This is a genomic window from Roseateles sp. So40a, assembly GCF_048081605.1.
GTDB lineage: Bacteria > Pseudomonadota > Gammaproteobacteria > Burkholderiales > Burkholderiaceae_C > Roseateles.
Genome location: NZ_CP182288.1, coordinates 3,094,260 through 3,108,990 on the forward strand (window position 1 = coordinate 3,094,260; position 14,731 = coordinate 3,108,990).

The 14,731-nt window shown below is 71.2% G+C and carries 12 protein-coding genes; 6 read left to right on the plus strand and 6 right to left on the minus strand.

Features of this window, described 5'->3' with window-relative positions; all coding sequences use genetic code 11:
• Window positions 1-4: 4 nt before the first annotated feature.
• Window positions 5-958, minus strand: coding sequence for a histone deacetylase family protein (locus tag ACNI65_RS14065; RefSeq protein ID WP_416757380.1), 954 nt, complete (start codon window positions 956-958; stop codon window positions 5-7).
• A 58-nt stretch (window positions 959-1,016) separates the two neighbouring features.
• Between ACNI65_RS14065 and ACNI65_RS14070 the strand changes: the two genes are divergently transcribed.
• The 4 genes from ACNI65_RS14070 to mltB are packed head-to-tail and all read left to right on the plus strand — an operon-like array spanning window position 1,017 to window position 6,272.
• On the plus strand, window positions 1,017-1,970 hold the full coding sequence (locus ACNI65_RS14070; protein WP_416757382.1) for an AAA family ATPase: 954 nt from the start codon (window positions 1,017-1,019) through the stop codon (window positions 1,968-1,970).
• Window positions 1,967-2,998, plus strand: a complete 1,032-nt coding sequence (locus ACNI65_RS14075; RefSeq protein ID WP_416757383.1) for a DUF58 domain-containing protein — start codon at window positions 1,967-1,969, stop codon at window positions 2,996-2,998. The genes ACNI65_RS14070 and ACNI65_RS14075 overlap by 4 nt, the downstream gene beginning before the upstream one ends.
• Entirely contained in the window at window positions 2,995-5,055 is a 2,061-nt protein-coding gene (locus tag ACNI65_RS14080) for a transglutaminaseTgpA domain-containing protein (protein ID WP_416757385.1), read from the plus strand. The genes ACNI65_RS14075 and ACNI65_RS14080 overlap by 4 nt, the downstream gene beginning before the upstream one ends.
• Complete coding sequence (gene mltB, locus ACNI65_RS14085) at window positions 5,052-6,272, plus strand: lytic murein transglycosylase B (protein ID WP_416757386.1); 1,221 nt, start codon at window positions 5,052-5,054, stop codon at window positions 6,270-6,272. The genes ACNI65_RS14080 and mltB overlap by 4 nt, the downstream gene beginning before the upstream one ends.
• A 34-nt stretch (window positions 6,273-6,306) precedes the next feature.
• Here the strand turns inward: mltB and ACNI65_RS14090 are convergent, their stop codons facing one another.
• The 3 genes from ACNI65_RS14090 to ACNI65_RS14100 all read right to left on the minus strand — a co-directional run bounded on the left by ACNI65_RS14090 (window position 6,307) and on the right by ACNI65_RS14100 (window position 8,179).
• Complete coding sequence (locus tag ACNI65_RS14090) at window positions 6,307-7,050, minus strand: tetratricopeptide repeat protein (protein WP_416757387.1); 744 nt, start codon at window positions 7,048-7,050, stop codon at window positions 6,307-6,309.
• A gap of 175 nt (window positions 7,051-7,225) precedes the next feature.
• On the minus strand, window positions 7,226-7,549 hold the full coding sequence (locus ACNI65_RS14095) for a hypothetical protein (protein WP_416757389.1): 324 nt from the start codon (window positions 7,547-7,549) through the stop codon (window positions 7,226-7,228).
• Window positions 7,550-7,657: 108 nt separating this feature from the next.
• Window positions 7,658-8,179 (minus strand): deoxycytidylate deaminase, encoded by a 522-nt coding sequence (locus ACNI65_RS14100; protein WP_416757391.1) that lies wholly within the window; start codon window positions 8,177-8,179, stop codon window positions 7,658-7,660.
• Between the two features lie 138 nt (window positions 8,180-8,317).
• Between ACNI65_RS14100 and ACNI65_RS14105 the strand changes: the two genes are divergently transcribed.
• Together ACNI65_RS14105 and ACNI65_RS14110 are read left to right on the plus strand one after the other, a co-directional pair.
• Complete coding sequence (locus ACNI65_RS14105) at window positions 8,318-9,487, plus strand: epoxide hydrolase family protein (RefSeq protein ID WP_416757392.1); 1,170 nt, start codon at window positions 8,318-8,320, stop codon at window positions 9,485-9,487.
• Entirely contained in the window at window positions 9,468-10,172 is a 705-nt protein-coding gene (locus tag ACNI65_RS14110) for a helix-turn-helix domain-containing protein (protein WP_416757394.1), read from the plus strand. Before ACNI65_RS14105 ends, ACNI65_RS14110 begins: the two co-directional genes overlap by 20 nt.
• Before the next feature lie 263 nt (window positions 10,173-10,435).
• Here ACNI65_RS14110 and ACNI65_RS14115 read toward each other — a convergent pair whose 3' ends face one another.
• Together ACNI65_RS14115 and ACNI65_RS14120 are read right to left on the minus strand one after the other, a co-directional pair.
• The gene (locus ACNI65_RS14115; protein WP_416757396.1) at window positions 10,436-13,495 is read right to left on the minus strand and encodes an efflux RND transporter permease subunit; all 3,060 of its coding nucleotides are present in this window, start codon (window positions 13,493-13,495) and stop codon (window positions 10,436-10,438) included.
• Window positions 13,492-14,676 carry an efflux RND transporter periplasmic adaptor subunit gene (locus ACNI65_RS14120; protein WP_416757398.1) on the minus strand — a complete coding sequence of 395 codons (1,185 nt, stop codon included), beginning with the start codon at window positions 14,674-14,676 and terminating at the stop codon, window positions 13,492-13,494. The genes ACNI65_RS14115 and ACNI65_RS14120 overlap by 4 nt, the downstream gene beginning before the upstream one ends.
• Window positions 14,677-14,731 lie beyond the last annotated feature (55 nt).

A 14,731-nucleotide genomic window follows, 5' to 3' on the forward strand; every position in this document is an offset into this window, starting at 1 on the left:
CGGCTCAGATGCCGGCCAGCGTGCGCAGGTGCACGCCCACGCTGCGGGCCAGCGCGCCGAGGTCATAACCGCCTTCCAGGCACGACACGATGCGACCCTTGGCGTGGCGCCGGGCCACGTCCATGATCCGCAGCGTGATCCATTCATAGTCCGCCTCGACCAGCCCGAGCTGCGCGAGGTCGTCGTCGCGGTGCGCGTCGAACCCCGCCGAGACGAACAGCATCTGCGGCTTGAAGCGCTCGAGCGCGGGCATCCACAGCGCCTCGATCATCTCGCGCACCTCGGGCCCGCGCGTGTACGGCGGCACCGGCACGTTGAGCATGTTCGCGCCCTTGGGCTCGGTGCCCGAGTACGGGTACAGCGGGTCCTGGAAGATGCTGACCATCAGCACGCGGTCGTCGCCGGCCAGGATGTCCTCGGTGCCGTTGCCGTGATGGACGTCGAAGTCGATGACGGCGACGCGGTCCAGGCCGCGCACGTCCAGCGCGTGGCGGGCCGCGACGGCCACGTTGTTGAAGAAGCAGAACCCCATCGTCTGCTCGCGCGTGGCGTGATGGCCCGGCGGGCGCACGGCGCAGAAGGCGTTCTCCGCGCGGCCGTCGATGACGAGGTCGGTCGCCTGCACCGCCGCGCCCGCCGCGCGCAAGGCCGCGGACCAGGTGTGCGCGTTGGCGCAGGTGTCGGGATCGAGCGCCTTCATCGGATGCGGCACGCCGTCCCGGGCCTGCTGCTCCAGCGTCTCGAGCTCGGCCTTCAGCTCCGCGACGTAACGCGCGGAGTGGGCACGCTCGAGCGACTGCAGCGCGGCGCGCGGCGCGTCGTGGCGGTCGAGTGCGGTGTCGATGCCGTGGGCGATCAGCCAGTCCTCGATCGCGGCCAGGCGCTGCGGGCATTCCGGGTGACCGGCGCCCATGTCGTGGCGATGGCAGTCGGGGTGGCTGATGAAGGCGGTGGACATGGTCGGGTCATGCGCGTGGCGTCGTCGGACCGAAGGGATTCTGCGCTATCGTGCGCCGATGAGTTCCGACGCTCCGACCCTCGCCTCCCAACCGCTGGCCGACCTGCGCCGGCAGATTAGCACGATCATCAAGGGCAAACAGGCGCAGACGGAGGACTGTCTGGCCTGCCTGCTCGCCGGCGGCCACCTGCTCATCGAGGACCTCCCGGGCGTGGGTAAGACCACGCTGGCGCATGTGCTGTCGATTTCACTGGGGCTGCGTTTCTCGCGCGTGCAGTTCACGACCGACCTGATGCCGTCGGACCTGCTGGGCGCCAACATCTACCAGCCCGGCGCGCAGGCCGCGGGCGGCAGCGCCTTCCAGTTCCACCCCGGGCCCGTCTTCAGCCAGGTGCTGCTGGCCGACGAGATCAACCGCGCCGGACCCAAGACGCAGAGCGCGCTGCTCGAGGCGATGGAGGAGTACCAGGTCAGCGTCGACGGCACGACCCACGCGCTGCCGCTGCCCTTCTTCGTCATCGCCACGCAGAACCCCAGCGAGCAGCTCGGCACGCATCCGCTGCCCGAGTCGCAGCTGGACCGCTTCCTGATGTGCATCAGCCTGGGCTATCCCGACCGCCAGGCCGAGCGCGAGCTGCTGATGGGCCAGGACAGCCGCGAGCTGCTGCGCGCGCTGCGCCCGGTCATGACGCCCGATCAGCTGCGCGAGCTGCAGCGCGAGGTGCTCGCCGTGCACGTGTCCCCGGCGCTGCTGGACTACCTGCAGGCGCTGCTTGAGGCCACGCGCTCGGGCGAATGGTTCCAGGAAGGACTGAGCCCGCGCGCGGGCCTGGCGCTGCTGCGCGCGGCACGCGCCAAGGCGCTGCTGAGCGGGCGGGACTACGTGTCGCCCGACGACGTGCAGGCGATCCTGCCGCAGACGATCGCGCATCGGCTGCGTCCGCGCGGCGGCAGCGCGCGCGGCGCCCGCGAGCAGGTGCGCGCGATGATGGCCGCCGTCCCGCTGCCATGAAACGGCGCCTCCTCCCCGCGTGGCGCTGGCCGTGGCAACGGCGCTGGGACACGTGGTGGCAGGCGCGGCATCCGGCCAGCGACACGACCGCGCTGACCCAGCGCAACCTCTACATCCTGCCCAGCCGGCCGGGCTTCGCCTTCGTGATCACGCTGCTGGTGCTGCTGCTCGCCTCGATCAACGACCAGCTCAGCCTGGGCTACCTGCTGACCTTCGTGCTCGCGGGCGCGGGCCTGGCGTCCATGCATGCGACGCACGGCAACCTGCGCGGGCTCAAGCTCGACCTCAAGACGCCGGCGCCCACGCACGCGGGCCAGCCGCTGATGCTGGACATCCGGCTGCACAACCCGGGCACGGCGCGGTTCGGCGTCGGCCTTCGACACCCCGACGTCAAGGCCTCGGAGACCGCGTTCGCCGACGTGCCCGCGCAGGGACACGCGCAGCTCCAGTTGCAGCTCAGCCTGCCCACGCGAGGCCGCCACGCGTTGCCGAGGCTGCGCGTCGAATCGCAGTTCCCCTTCGGCCTGTTCGTCACCTGGAGCTACTGGCGGCCCGCCGCGATGGCCTGGGTCTATCCGGCGCCGGAGCTCGACGCGCCGCCCGCGGCCGCTGTCGAGGAGGGCCTGCCGCAAGGCCAGGGCCAGCCGGGACTGGGCGACGACCCGGGCCTGCGGCCGTATCGGCATGGCGACTCGCCGCGGCAGATCCTGTGGAAGAAGTCGGCGCTGGCGCTGGCGCAGCCCCAGCCGCCCGGCGGTGGCGTGGGCGGCGGTGGCGGTGGCGCGACTCTGCTCGTGCGTGAACGCCTGGGCAGCCGCGCCAGCGAGCAATGGCTGGACCTGGCCGCCACGCGCGGCCTGCCCTTCGAGCAACGCCTGTCCCGACTGGCCGCCTGGGTCCTTCGCGCCGAGGACGAGGGCCTGCCCTACGGCCTGCGGCTGGGCGGGCTCGCGCTGGCGCCGGACCTCGGCCCGGAGCACCTGCGTGCCTGCATGGAAGCGCTGACGCTGGCCGGAGAGCAGGCATGAGCGCCGCCATGAGCGTCGCAGCGGCTCGTCCGCATCGCAGCCCCCTGCCCCGCGAGGCGCGCGACACGCTGTTCCTGCTGGCGATCATCACGGCGACGCTGCTGCCGCACGCCGGTCACCTGCCCTGGTGGTGCAGCCTGCTCACGGCCTTGATGCTCGCGTGGCGCGCGCGCCTGGCCTGGCGCAGCGAGGCGCTGCCCGGCCGCTGGAGCCTGCTGGCCGTGCTGGCGCTGGTGATCGGGCTGACGCTGGCCACGCACAAGACCATCCTCGGACGCGAGTCCGGCATCACGATGCTGGCGATGCTGATGGCGCTCAAGACGCTGGAGCTGCGCGCCCGGCGCGACGCCTTCGTCGTCTTCTTCCTGGGCTTCTTCCTGGTCCTCACGCAGTTCCTGTATTCACAGTCACCGCTGGTGGCGCTGTGGATGATCGGCTGCGTGTGGGCGCTGCTGTCGGCGCTGGTGCTCGCGCAGATGCCGCAGGGCGTGCCCAGCCTGAAGCTGGCCGCGCGCATCGCCGCGCGCAACACGCTGTACGGGCTGCCGGTGATGGTGGCGCTGTTCGTGCTGTTCCCGCGCTTCCCGCCGCTGTGGGGACTGCCCAAGGACGCGGGGGCGCGCACGGGGCTGTCGGACTCGATGACCTTCGGCGCCTTCGCCGAGATCGCCTCCGACGACACGATCGCGATGCGCCTGCGCTTTGACGACGCGCCGCCGCCGCAACCGCAGCTCTACTTCCGCGCCCAGGTGCTGACCCGCTTCGACGGCCGGACCTGGAACGCGCCGCGCGTGAACTGGGCCGCGGGCGAGGAAGCGCCGGTGCTCAGCGGTCCGTCCTACCGTTATCAGGCCACCATCGAGCCGCTGCGCGTGACCGCCATCCCCTTGCTGGAGTTCAGCGATGGCGCGGCCGGCGCGCGCTTCTCGCTGGGGCGGCTGACCGCGGTGCGCGCGCCGCAAGGCCAGTGGCAGGCGCCGGTGGCGGTGGCCGAGACGCTGCGTTTCCGACAGGAAGCATGGCCGCGCGCGACCTGGGGCACGCGGCTGAGCCGCGCCGACCGGATCGAGGCGCTGAGCCTGCCGCCGGGATTGAATCCGCGCGCGCAGGCGCTGGGCGCATCGCTGCGCGAGCGCTTCGAGGGCATGGGCGAGGACGCCCTCGCGCAGGCGGTCAGCCGGGAACTGCTGCGGCAGATCCGCACCGGGCGCTTCAGCTACACGCTCACGCCCGATGTCTACGGCGAGAACACGCCCCATGCGATCGACGAGTTCTGGTTCGACCGCCAGCTCGGCTTCTGCGAGCACTTCGCGTCCGCCTACGTCGTGCTGATGCGCGCGGCGGGCGTGCCCGCGCGCGTGGTCACGGGCTTCCAGGGCGCCGATCAGCAGCTGCAGGACGGCGACCTGATCGTGCGCCTGAGCCAGGCCCATGCGTGGGCGGAGTACTGGACCGCCTCGGGCGGCTGGCAGCGCGCCGATCCGACGGCGGCCGTGTCGCCCGACCGCGTCCAGGGCCGGCCGCTGCGCGCCGCGCCGGGGGCGTTCACCGGCGTGATGGAGCAGCTGCAGCCGGGCCTGCTGCTGGACCTGCGCACCGCGTGGGAACGCTTGAACAACCGCTGGCAGCAGACGGTGCTGAACTTCTCCACCGGCGAGCAGATGGACCTGCTCAAGCGGCTGGGCTTCGAGAACCCGGACTGGACCGCGCTGGGCCAGGTGGCCGGCGGGCTGCTGACGCTGGTGGCGCTGGGCGGCGCGGGCCTCGCCGCGTGGCAGCGCCGGCCGCACGACCCGTGGTCGCGCCAGCGCGCCCGCGTGCGCCGCGAGCTGGCGCGGCTCGGCCTGGACACGCGCGACGACGAGACCCCGCGCGGTTGGGCCGCGGCGCTGACGGCGCGTCACGGCGAGCGCGCGGCCGCGGTCGCGCAGGCGCTGTTGCAATTGGAAGCGCAGCGCTATCGCCAGGATCGCGCCGCCGCGACGTCACAATGGCAGGGATCGTTCGCGGCCGTCTGCGCCGCGCTCCGGCAAGACCTTATCCGCCGTCCCGCATGACCGCTGCCCGACTCGCTTCCCCTCGCCGTCCGTTCCTGCTCTCCCTGCTCCAGCTCTCGATGGCCGCGCTGCCGTTGACGGTCGCCCTGGCGCCGGTCGCGTCCGCGTCCGCCCAGGTGAGCAGCACGGCCAAGGCCGCCGCGCATAAACCCAGGCCCAAGCCCGCCGCGAGGAAACCGGCGCGCACGCCAGCGGCGCTGCCCGCCTACGGCGATCGCGCCGACGTGATGGCCTTCGCCGACGCGCAGGCCGCCTCGCTGGGCTACCGCCCCGAGGAGCTGCGCGCGATCCTGGCGCTGGCGCGCTCGCAGCCGGTCGTGCAGCGGCTGATCCTGCCGGGCGCGCCCGGTCAGGCCAAGGACTGGGGCGCTTACCGCCAGCGATTCATCGAGCCGCAACGGCTGCAGGCCGGCCTGAACTTCTGGGCCACGCATGAGGCGGCGCTCGCGCGCGCCGAGGCGGCCTATGGCGTGCCGGCGGAGATGATCGCGTCGATCATCGGTGTGGAGACCTTCTACGGCCGGATCATGGGCAGCTTCCGCGTGCTGGACGCGCTGGCCACGCTGAGCTTCGACTACCCGTCGCCGCTTCCGCCGGGCGCGCGCGACCGCAGCGGCTTCTTCCGCGAGGAGCTGCGCCAGTTCCTGATCCTGGCGCGCGAGAACGGGCTGGATCCGCTGGCGATGAAGGGCTCGTACGCGGGCGCGATGGGCTGGGGCCAGTTCATGCCCGGCAGCTGGCGCCGCTACGCGATCGACTTCGACGGCGACGGCCATGTGGACCTGATCAACAGCCCGGTCGACGCCATCGGCTCGGTGGCCAACTTCCTGCGCGAGCACGGCTGGGAGCGCGGCATGCCCACGCATTACGAGGTGCAGGTGCCCAACGACACGGCCGCGCGCGCGCAGCTGCTGATCAGCGACGTGCTGCCGCAGCTCGACGCGAAGCAGTTCGAATCGGTGGGCGCGCAGCTTTCGCCGCAAGGGCGCGCGCACCAGGGTCCGCTCGCGCTGATCGAGTTGCAGATGGGCGGCGCCGCGCCGGTCTACGTGGCCGGCACGCAGAACTTCTACACGATGACCCGCTACAACCAAAGCAGCTATTACGCGATGGCGGTCATCGAGTTCGCCAACACGCTGGCCAGCTGGCGCAAGGCCACCGGCGTGAACGCCGCACCGACGTCGGCCTCCGGGGCGGGCTCGTCCAACGGGAACTGAGCGCCCCCGGACGGCGCCCCGGGCGGCGCGTACCTCAGCCCTTGCGCGCCGCTCTGAGGCGGCGCATCACCGGCTCGTTCAACTGCCGGGCCATCGCGTTCCACTTCGCGCTGGCCTTGTCGATCTGCGCCAGCAGCGGCTGAGCGGTCGCGGTGTCACCGCGGCCCAGCGCCCAGATCGCGTACTCGGCCCACACCTCGACGCTGCCGAATCTCGACGAGGCCGACTCGAATTCGGCCTTGGCTTCCGCGGGCCGCTCCAGGTCTCCCAGCGCGCGCGCCGTCAGCAGCGACACGGGCTCGGCGCGGAAATCGGGGCGCTCCGCGCGGATCGACATCAGGTGGTCCAGCGCCGGCTTGGGCTGGCCGGCCGCGATGAAGGCGCGGGCCGCGCCCAGGCGGATCTCCAGGTCCTTGGCGAACGGGCCGCGCAGGCAGGCTTCGTACTGCGTGGCCGCCTCGACGCCGTTGCCCGCGTCCAGCAGCGCCGCGGCCAGGCGCATCTGGTTCTGCGCGGTGGGGGTGTCGTCGAAGGCGGCGCGGGCCTCGCGCAGCTCGCGGCCCGGATCCATCACCCGGCCTGCCGCCCGCACGGCGCGCACCGCGCCGCGCTCCAGGCGCGCATGCGGCAGCACGAACATCACGATGTAGACCACGCTGCCCAGCAGCGGGAACGAGAACAGGATGATCAGCCAGTACAGCTGCTGTCCATGACGCACCACATGAATGGCGCAGAACAGCGCCAGCAGGATGTGAACCCCCAATCCAACGAACGGCATCGCCTTTTCCTCCCGAGATCAATCGACTTGTTGTCTTTTCAGCGAGCGGCGATTCTGCCCGTCGTCCGTGAACACGCCAAGGCGGAATTCGGGGGAGGCGAACGGGGGAGCGGAAAACGCCGAAGGCGCCTCTGGGGCGCCTTCGTTGGGGGGAGCTCGGGGGAAGAGCGGGCGCTCAGTGCACCAGGCCGATCCACTCGCCGCGACGCTGGTAGGCGTCGAAGAGGTCCTGCGCCACCGCTTGCAGGCGGGCATCGCCACGGGCGTGCGCCGTGGTCAGGCGCTCCAGCGCGTACAGGCGGTCGTAGAGCATGCGCGTGGGCTGCAACTTGAGACCGTGGTCGGCCATCAGGTCCTGCAGCACCAGCAGCTCGTCCATGCTGGCGGTTCCGGCCACGGTCAGACCGAGGTCCGGCACCAGGCCCCAGGGGGCTTGCGTGGATTCGGGCATCAGATGGGGCGGGATGGCGGTGTGCATGGCGGCCTCGGAACGATTCATGTCGGCGTGGACGGAATCATGAATCGCCCGGTCCGGAACTTGAGCGGGAAAAACGGGGGTTTTCCGGCCCAGTTCAGCGGATCGGGATTCGCCGCGATCGGTTGGGGGTCAGGTGCGCGGCTTGGCGATGAAGCCGGACAGCTCGGTGCACCAGGCGGCGGCGGGGATGTCGAGCTCGCTCAGCGAGAGGACGTCGATGCGCGCGTCGGTGAGCATCTTGGCCGAGGCGGTATTGAGGCCGACCTGGTGGTCCTTCTTCTCCAGGTAGACCACGCGCTGGATGCCGACCTGGATGATGGACTGCACGCAGCGCGGGCATGGGTACTGCGTCGTGTAGATGGTGCTGCCGGTGAGCGGCAGCACGACGCAGTTGAGGATGGCGTTGACCTCGGCGTGGACGATGTAGCTGTGGCGCGAGTTCGCGGGATCGGCGTCGTCGTCGGACCAGTAGGCGGGGTCGTGATCGTCGCAGCCGCGCGGCAGGCCGTTGTAGCCGACGCCGACGATCTTGTAGTCCGGGCTGGCGATGCAGGCGCCGTTGCGCTTGCGGCTGTCCTTGGAGCGGGCGCTGGCCAGCAGGGCCACGCCCATGAACATCGAATGCCAGTCGATCAGCGGGTGGTTGTCCATGGTGGAGCAGGAGACGAACGTCGGTGCGAAGGCCCAGCAGTGTAGCGGCGGTGCTTGGGGCGGCCGCGGTGTCGGATTTCTACAAGACCCGCGCGGACCGCTCGGCGACAGTGGACCCACCCCACGAAGGAGTCCTCCATGAGCACGACGATCCATCCCTTCCGCCTCGAGATCGACCAGGCCCGAATCGACGACCTGCATGCGCGGCTCGCCGCCACGCGCTGGCCGCGCCCGGTCGTAAACGACTTCAGCCACGGCCAGGCCGCGTCGCTGGTGCGCGAGCTCGCCGCGTACTGGCGCGACGGTTTCGACTGGCGCGCTCAGGAGGCCAGGCTCAACGCGCTGCCGCAATTCCTCACCGAGATCGACGGGCAGCCGGTGCATTTCATCCACGTGCGGTCGGCCGAGCCCGACGCCCTCCCCCTGATCCTGACGCACGGCTGGCCGAGCTCCCCCGTCGAGTACCTCGACCTGATCGGTCCGCTGACCGACCCGAAGGGCCACGGGCTGAAAGACGGTCCGGCCTTCCACGTGGTGATCCCGTCCGTGCCGGGCATGGGGCTGTCGTCGCCGCTCGCCGGACCGGGCTGGGACGCGGCCCGCGTGGCGGCAGCCTGGGACACGCTGATGCGGCGCCTCGGTCATGAGCGTTACGGCGCGCAGGGCGGCGATGGCGGCGCGCTGGTGACCCGCGAGCTGGGCATCCTCGCGCCGGATGGGCTTGTCGGCGTGCACCTGCAGCAGGTCTTCGCCTTCCCCAGCGGCGCGCCCGGCGAGATGGACGGGCTCTCGCCCTTCGAGCTGGCCGGCTTCGAGCGGCTGGACCATTTCCGCAAGTACGCGGGCTATGTGGACATCCAGTCCAAGCGGCCGGGGACCTTGGCCTTCGGCCTGGTGGATTCGCCGGCGGCGCTGCTGGCGTGGAACGCAGAGCTGTTCTTCGGCTTCGAGGGCGAACGCGCGAGCGAGGTCGACCGGGACCGCTTCCTGACGCATGTGTCGCTGTACTGGTTCACGGGCACGGGCGGTCAGGCGGCGGAGATGTACCTGGCCAACGCCGCCAGCGGCGCGGGTTACCGCGAGCTGCTCAATCCGACACCGACGGCGGTGGCGGTGTTTCCGGATGACTTCCGCTCGGTGCGCCGCTTCGCGGAGCGCTCGCACAGCCGGCTGCTACAGTGGACCGAGATGCCCCGCGGCGGGCATTTCGCCAACGAGACCGAGCCCGGTCTCGTCGTGGACGATCTCCGCCGCTTCTTCGGCGCGCTGCGGGCGCGAGAGGCCATCGATGCCGGGACCGATCGCTGACGAACAGGAACGCGTGGCGGACTCGCCCTTCGTGGCGAAGGTCCGCCATCTGCGCATCCACGCGGCCTCGCGCGAGCTGGCGCTGCCGGACGGGTCGTGGGACCTGCTGTTCGTGCGCCGTGGCGACGGTCCGGCAATGGTGATCCAGACCGGTCAGATCACGGCGCCGGTGGTGGTCGAGCATGAGGCCGGCGACGAGTTGCTGAGCATCGCCTTTCGGGGTGAGGTCTACCTGCCGCGCTCGCCCGGACGGGTGATGCGGGGGCGCGGCGTGGTGTGTCCGGTGGAAGAGGACGGCCGCTTCCGGCTGGGCGAGGAGCGCTTCGAGATCCCGCGCTTCGACAACGCGGAGCAACTGGTGGCGGCGCTGGCGCGTCGTGGCGTGCTGGAGCGCGATCCGGTGGTGCAGCGCGCGCTGCAGGGGGCGAGCCAGCGGCTGGATGAACGCAGCGTCCAGCGGCATTTCGCGGAGGTCGCGGGTGTGGGCCTGAAGGCGATGCAGCAGATCGCGCGGGCGCACGAGGCGGCGCGACAGTTGCGATTGGGGCTGGCGGCCTCGCAGGTCGCGGCCGGGCTGGGCTTCACGGACCAGGCCCACCTGACGCATTCGCTCAAGCGGCTGCTGGGACAGACGCCGCGGGAAATCGCGAGTGGGGGTGATGTCACGAGGGCAGCGATGCGCTGAGGCGTCGCGTCGTGCCCGATCCGCGCGTGGCGCGGCGTCCGATGCGCGGAGGTTTTTTCTCCCACCGCCAGCTCTCAAGCGCCGACCGCAGCAGTCGGGAACTTGGCACCGGGAGCCCCTCGCCCGCGAAGCGGGAGAGGGGTTGGGGTGAGGGCTCGTGTGAGGGCACGGAGCTCTTCGCAGAGCCCTCACCCCCCGCCCTCTCCCGCTTCGCAGGCGAGGGGGCCCAATCCATCGCGCGCCGCTTGCGGCGCGCGATCACTTCAAGCGGCCAACGCCGGCGTCACATCCTCCCCGGGGACGCGCTGGCGGGCGAAGAGCACGTACATCGTGGGAACGACGAACACCGTCAGCGCGGTGCCCAGGCTCATCCCGCCCACGATCACCCAGCCGATCTGCTGGCGGCTCTCCGCGCCCGCGCCCGATGCCAGCGCCAGCGGCAAGGCCCCCAGCACCATCGCCCCGGTCGTCATCAGGATCGGCCGCAGCCGCAGCGTCGCCGCGTCCACCACTGCCTCCAGCGTCGCCCGCCCCTCGCGCCGCAACTGGTTGCTGAACTCCACGATCAGGATGCCGTGCTTCGTGATCAGCCCCACCAGCGTGATCAGCCCGATCTGCGAATACACGTTCAAGGTCCCGCCTGTCCAGCGCAGCGCCAGCAACGCGCCCAGCATCGACAACGGCACCGACAACATGATCACGAACGGATCGATGAAGCTCTCGAACTGCGCCGACAGCACCAGGAAGATGAACAGCAGCGCCAGCGCGAACACCAGCCCCAGCGCGCCACTGGCGGACTTGTATTCCCGCGACACGCCGTTGAGCTCCGTCGCGTAACCCGACGGCAGCACCTTCGCCGCCGTCGCATCCATGAACTTCAGCGCGTCGCCCAGCGCATACCCCGGCGCCAGCGCCGCGGAGATCGACACCGACCGCCGCTGGTTGAAGTGGTTCAGCTCGCGCGGACTCACCGTCTCGCGCACCCGCACCAGGCTCGACAGCGACACCATCGCGCCGTCGCGACCGCGCACGAACAGCCGCTCGATCTGGTCCGGCGTCGCGCGGTCGCGCGCCTCGGTCTGCACCATCACGTCGTACTGCTCGGCGTCGCGCTTGTAGCGCGTCACCACACGACTGCCCAGCATCGTCTCCACCGTGCGCGCGATCGCATCCACCGGCACGCCGAGGTCGGCCGCGCGCTCGCGGTCCACCTCCATGAAGATCTCCGGCTTGTTCAGCCGCAGGTCGTTGTCCGGCTGGATCAGGCCCGGGTTCTTCGCCATCTCCGCCATGAAGGCCTGCGTGACCTTGGCCAGGTTCGCATACGAGTCGCTCGTCATCACGACGAAGCTCACCGGCCGCGAGCCGAAGCCCTGCCCCAGGCTCGGCGGCGTGATCGGGAAGGCCTGCACGCCGGGCAGCAGGCCCAGCTGCGGCAGCATCGCCTGCGCGATCTGCGGCGTGCTGCGCGCGCGATCGGCCCAGTCCACCGTGCGCAGGATCAGGTTGCCGCTGGCCACGTTGCTGCCGTTGGAGAACGAGAAACGCCGATCGAATTCCGGATACGTCGCCGAGATCCGGTCCACCGCGTCCAGGTAGCGCGCGGTGAAGTCCAGCGTCGAGCCGTCCGGCGCGTTGACCGGCATGAAGATCACGCCGCGGTCCTCCACCGGCGCCAGCTCCGACTTGGCCTGCGTGAACAGCCACACACCCAGTCCGCCCGCGGCCATCATCAGCGCCACCACCGCCCAGCGCGCACGCAGCGCCCGGCCCAGCGCGCGGCGATACCCGCCCTCGATGCCCTGCAGCACCCGCTCCATGCCGCGGTCAAAGCGCGTCGGCGCCGACGCATGGCGCAGCAGCTTGGAGCACATCATCGGCGTGAGCGTCAGCGCCACGAAGCCCGACACCACCACCGCGCCCGCCAGCGTCAGCGCGAACTCGACGAACAGCCGCCCGGTGCGGCCCGGCGTGAACGCCAGCGGCGCGAAGACCGCCGCCAGCGTCAGCGTCATCGCCACCACGGCGAAGCCGATCTCGCGCGCGCCGCGCAACGCGGCCTGGAACGGGCTCAGCCCCTCCTCCACGTGGCGGAAGATGTTCTCCAGCACCACGATCGCGTCGTCCACCACCAGCCCGATGGCCAGCACCAGCGCCAGCAGCGTCAGCGTGTTGACCGTGAAGCCCGCCGCGGCCATCAGCGCGAAGCTGCCGATCAGGCTCACCGGAATCGTCACCAGCGGAATCACCGACGCCCGCAGCGTGCGCAGGAACACGAACACCACCAGCGCCACCAGCACCACCGCCTCGCCGATCGTGTGATAGACCGACTTGATCGAGCGGTCGATGAACACCGAGTTGTCGTTGGCTGGCTTGACCTCGATGCCGGCTGGCAGTTCCGACTGCAGCTTGGGCATCATCGCCGTCACGCCGGCCGACACCTCCAGTGGGTTGGCGGTGGCCTGGCGCACCACGCCCACCGACACCGACGGGATGCCATTGAGCCGCACCCGAGAGCGCTCGCTGGCCGCTGCCTCCTCGACACGGCCCACGTCCTTGAGCCGCACCGTGTAGCCGCCGCTGGAGCGCAGCGCCACCTCGGCGAACTGCGCGGGCGTGTTCAGGTCGGTGCGCGCGGTGACGTTGAACTCGCGCTGCCGGCTCTCGATGCGGCCGGCCGGCACTTCCAGGTTCTGCTTGCGCAGCGCGTCCTCGACGTCCTGCACGGTGAGCTGGTGCGCGGCCAGCCGCTCCGGGTCCAGCCACACCCGCATCGCATAACGCCGGTCGCCGCTGACCTGCACCTCGGCCACGCCGGCCACCGTCTGCAGCCGCGGCTTGACGACCCGGTTGACGATGTCGGTCACGGCCAACGGATCGATCGTCTCGCTGGTGAAGGCCAGCCAGATCGTCGGCTGCGCGTCGGCCTCGACCTTGGCCACCACCGGCTCGTCCACCGCCTCGGGCAACCGGAAGCGCACCCGCGCCACACGGTCGCGCACGTCGGCCGCGGCGTTGTCGGGGTCCTTCTCGAGCTTGAACCGCACCGTGATCTGGCTCTGCTCGGCGCGCGAGATCGAGGTGACGATGTCCACGCCGTCGATGCCGGCGATCGAGTCCTCCAGCGGCTTGCTGACCTGGCTCTCGATCACCTCGCTGGACGCGCCGACCAGCCGCGTGCTGACGGTGACGACGGGCTCGTCGATGCGGGGGTACTCGCGCAGGGTCAGCTTGTTGAAGCTGACCAGCCCGACCAGCACCAGCAGCAGCGACATCACCGTCGCCAGCACCGGGCGACGAATGGAGATCTCGGAGAGCTTCATGTGCGGCCGCCCAGCTCGACGACCTGGATCGCTTGCGCGTCGCCGCGCATCAGCCGCTGCTGCCCGGCGGTGACGACGAGGTCGCCATGCGCGAGGCCGTCGAGGATCTCGACCTTGCCCGGCACGCGCAGACCCAGACGGGCCTCGATGCGCTGCGTGGTGCGGCCCGAGCCGGTGGCGCCCTGCGGGACCACCTTCAGCACGTACTGCTTGCCGCCCTGCGGCACCAGCGCCTCCTCGGGCACGACGATCGCCTGCTCGCGCAGCGCGAAGCGCACCTTCACCCGGGCGAAGAGACCCGAGCGCAGTTCCGGTGCGACCTGCGTCAGCCGCGCGCGCACCAGCATCGAGCGGCCGTTGGCGTCGAGCTGCGCATCGACCGCCTCCACCTGCGCGCGGAACTCGCGCTGCGGCAGCGCGTCCAGCGCGAGCTCGACCGTCTGACCCGTGCGCAGGCGCGGCACGTAGCGTTCGGGCAGGCGGAAGTCCACCCACATGCTCGAGGCGTCCTCGATGCCGACGAGGTCGGCGCCGTCCTTCACGTAATCGCCCAGGTTGACCGAGCGGATGCCGGCGACGCCGTCGAAAGGCGCGCGCACCTGCATGCGCTGCACCTGCGCGCGCGCCAGCGCGACCTGCGCCTCGGCCACGTCCAGCGCGGCCTGCGACTGATCGACCGCGTTGGCCGACACGAAGCCCTGCGTGAGCAGCTCGCGGTTGCGTTGCAGCTGCGTGCGCGCGATGCCGGCCTGCGCCTCGGCCTGTTTGAGCTGCGCGGCCTGCAGGCTGTCCTCGAGCTGCACCAGCAGCTGTCCCGCCCGCACGCGTTGGCCGTCGGAGAAGCCCAGCTTGACGACACGCCCCGAGACCTCCGGGCGCAGCAGCACCGACTGGCGCGCCCGCAGGCTGCCCACGGCCTGCGCCTCGTCGGCGAGCGCGAGGCGCTCGACCGGCCGGGCCTCCACGGGCACCGGGCCGTCTGCGGGTTTCTGATCGGGTTTGCTGTCGGATGTCGCGGACCTGGCGGACTTCGTCGCCGTGGCGGCCGCGGGCTCGGAGGCTGTCACCGCCGCCGGGCTCGTCGCCGGGCTCGTCGCCGAGCGCTGCCAGGCATAGGCCAGCACCAGGGCGGCGGCCAGCGCGCTCAGCGCGATCCACGTGGTCGGACGTGTCAACTTCATTGCTTCTAGTTTTCGTGCGGGTTTCCGGGGCGCGCGGACTGTAGCCGCGAACCCC

Coding starts and splice junctions, on each gene's coding strand:
- ACNI65_RS14075 (WP_416757383.1), top strand. CDS start 1,967: ATGAAACGGCGCCTCCTCCCCGCGTGGCGCTGGCCGTGGCAACGGCGC.
- ACNI65_RS14105 (WP_416757392.1), top strand. CDS start 8,318: ATGAGCACGACGATCCATCCCTTCCGCCTCGAGATCGACCAGGCCCGA.
- ACNI65_RS14090 (WP_416757387.1), bottom strand. CDS start 7,050: ATGCCGTTCGTTGGATTGGGGGTTCACATCCTGCTGGCGCTGTTCTGC.
- ACNI65_RS14095 (WP_416757389.1), bottom strand. CDS start 7,549: ATGAATCGTTCCGAGGCCGCCATGCACACCGCCATCCCGCCCCATCTG.
- ACNI65_RS14100 (WP_416757391.1), bottom strand. CDS start 8,179: ATGGACAACCACCCGCTGATCGACTGGCATTCGATGTTCATGGGCGTG.
- ACNI65_RS14070 (WP_416757382.1), top strand. CDS start 1,017: ATGAGTTCCGACGCTCCGACCCTCGCCTCCCAACCGCTGGCCGACCTG.
- ACNI65_RS14110 (WP_416757394.1), top strand. CDS start 9,468: ATGCCGGGACCGATCGCTGACGAACAGGAACGCGTGGCGGACTCGCCC.
- ACNI65_RS14080 (WP_416757385.1), top strand. CDS start 2,995: ATGAGCGCCGCCATGAGCGTCGCAGCGGCTCGTCCGCATCGCAGCCCC.
- mltB (WP_416757386.1), top strand. CDS start 5,052: ATGACCGCTGCCCGACTCGCTTCCCCTCGCCGTCCGTTCCTGCTCTCC.
- ACNI65_RS14120 (WP_416757398.1), bottom strand. CDS start 14,676: ATGAAGTTGACACGTCCGACCACGTGGATCGCGCTGAGCGCGCTGGCC.
- ACNI65_RS14065 (WP_416757380.1), bottom strand. CDS start 958: ATGTCCACCGCCTTCATCAGCCACCCCGACTGCCATCGCCACGACATG.
- ACNI65_RS14115 (WP_416757396.1), bottom strand. CDS start 13,495: ATGAAGCTCTCCGAGATCTCCATTCGTCGCCCGGTGCTGGCGACGGTG.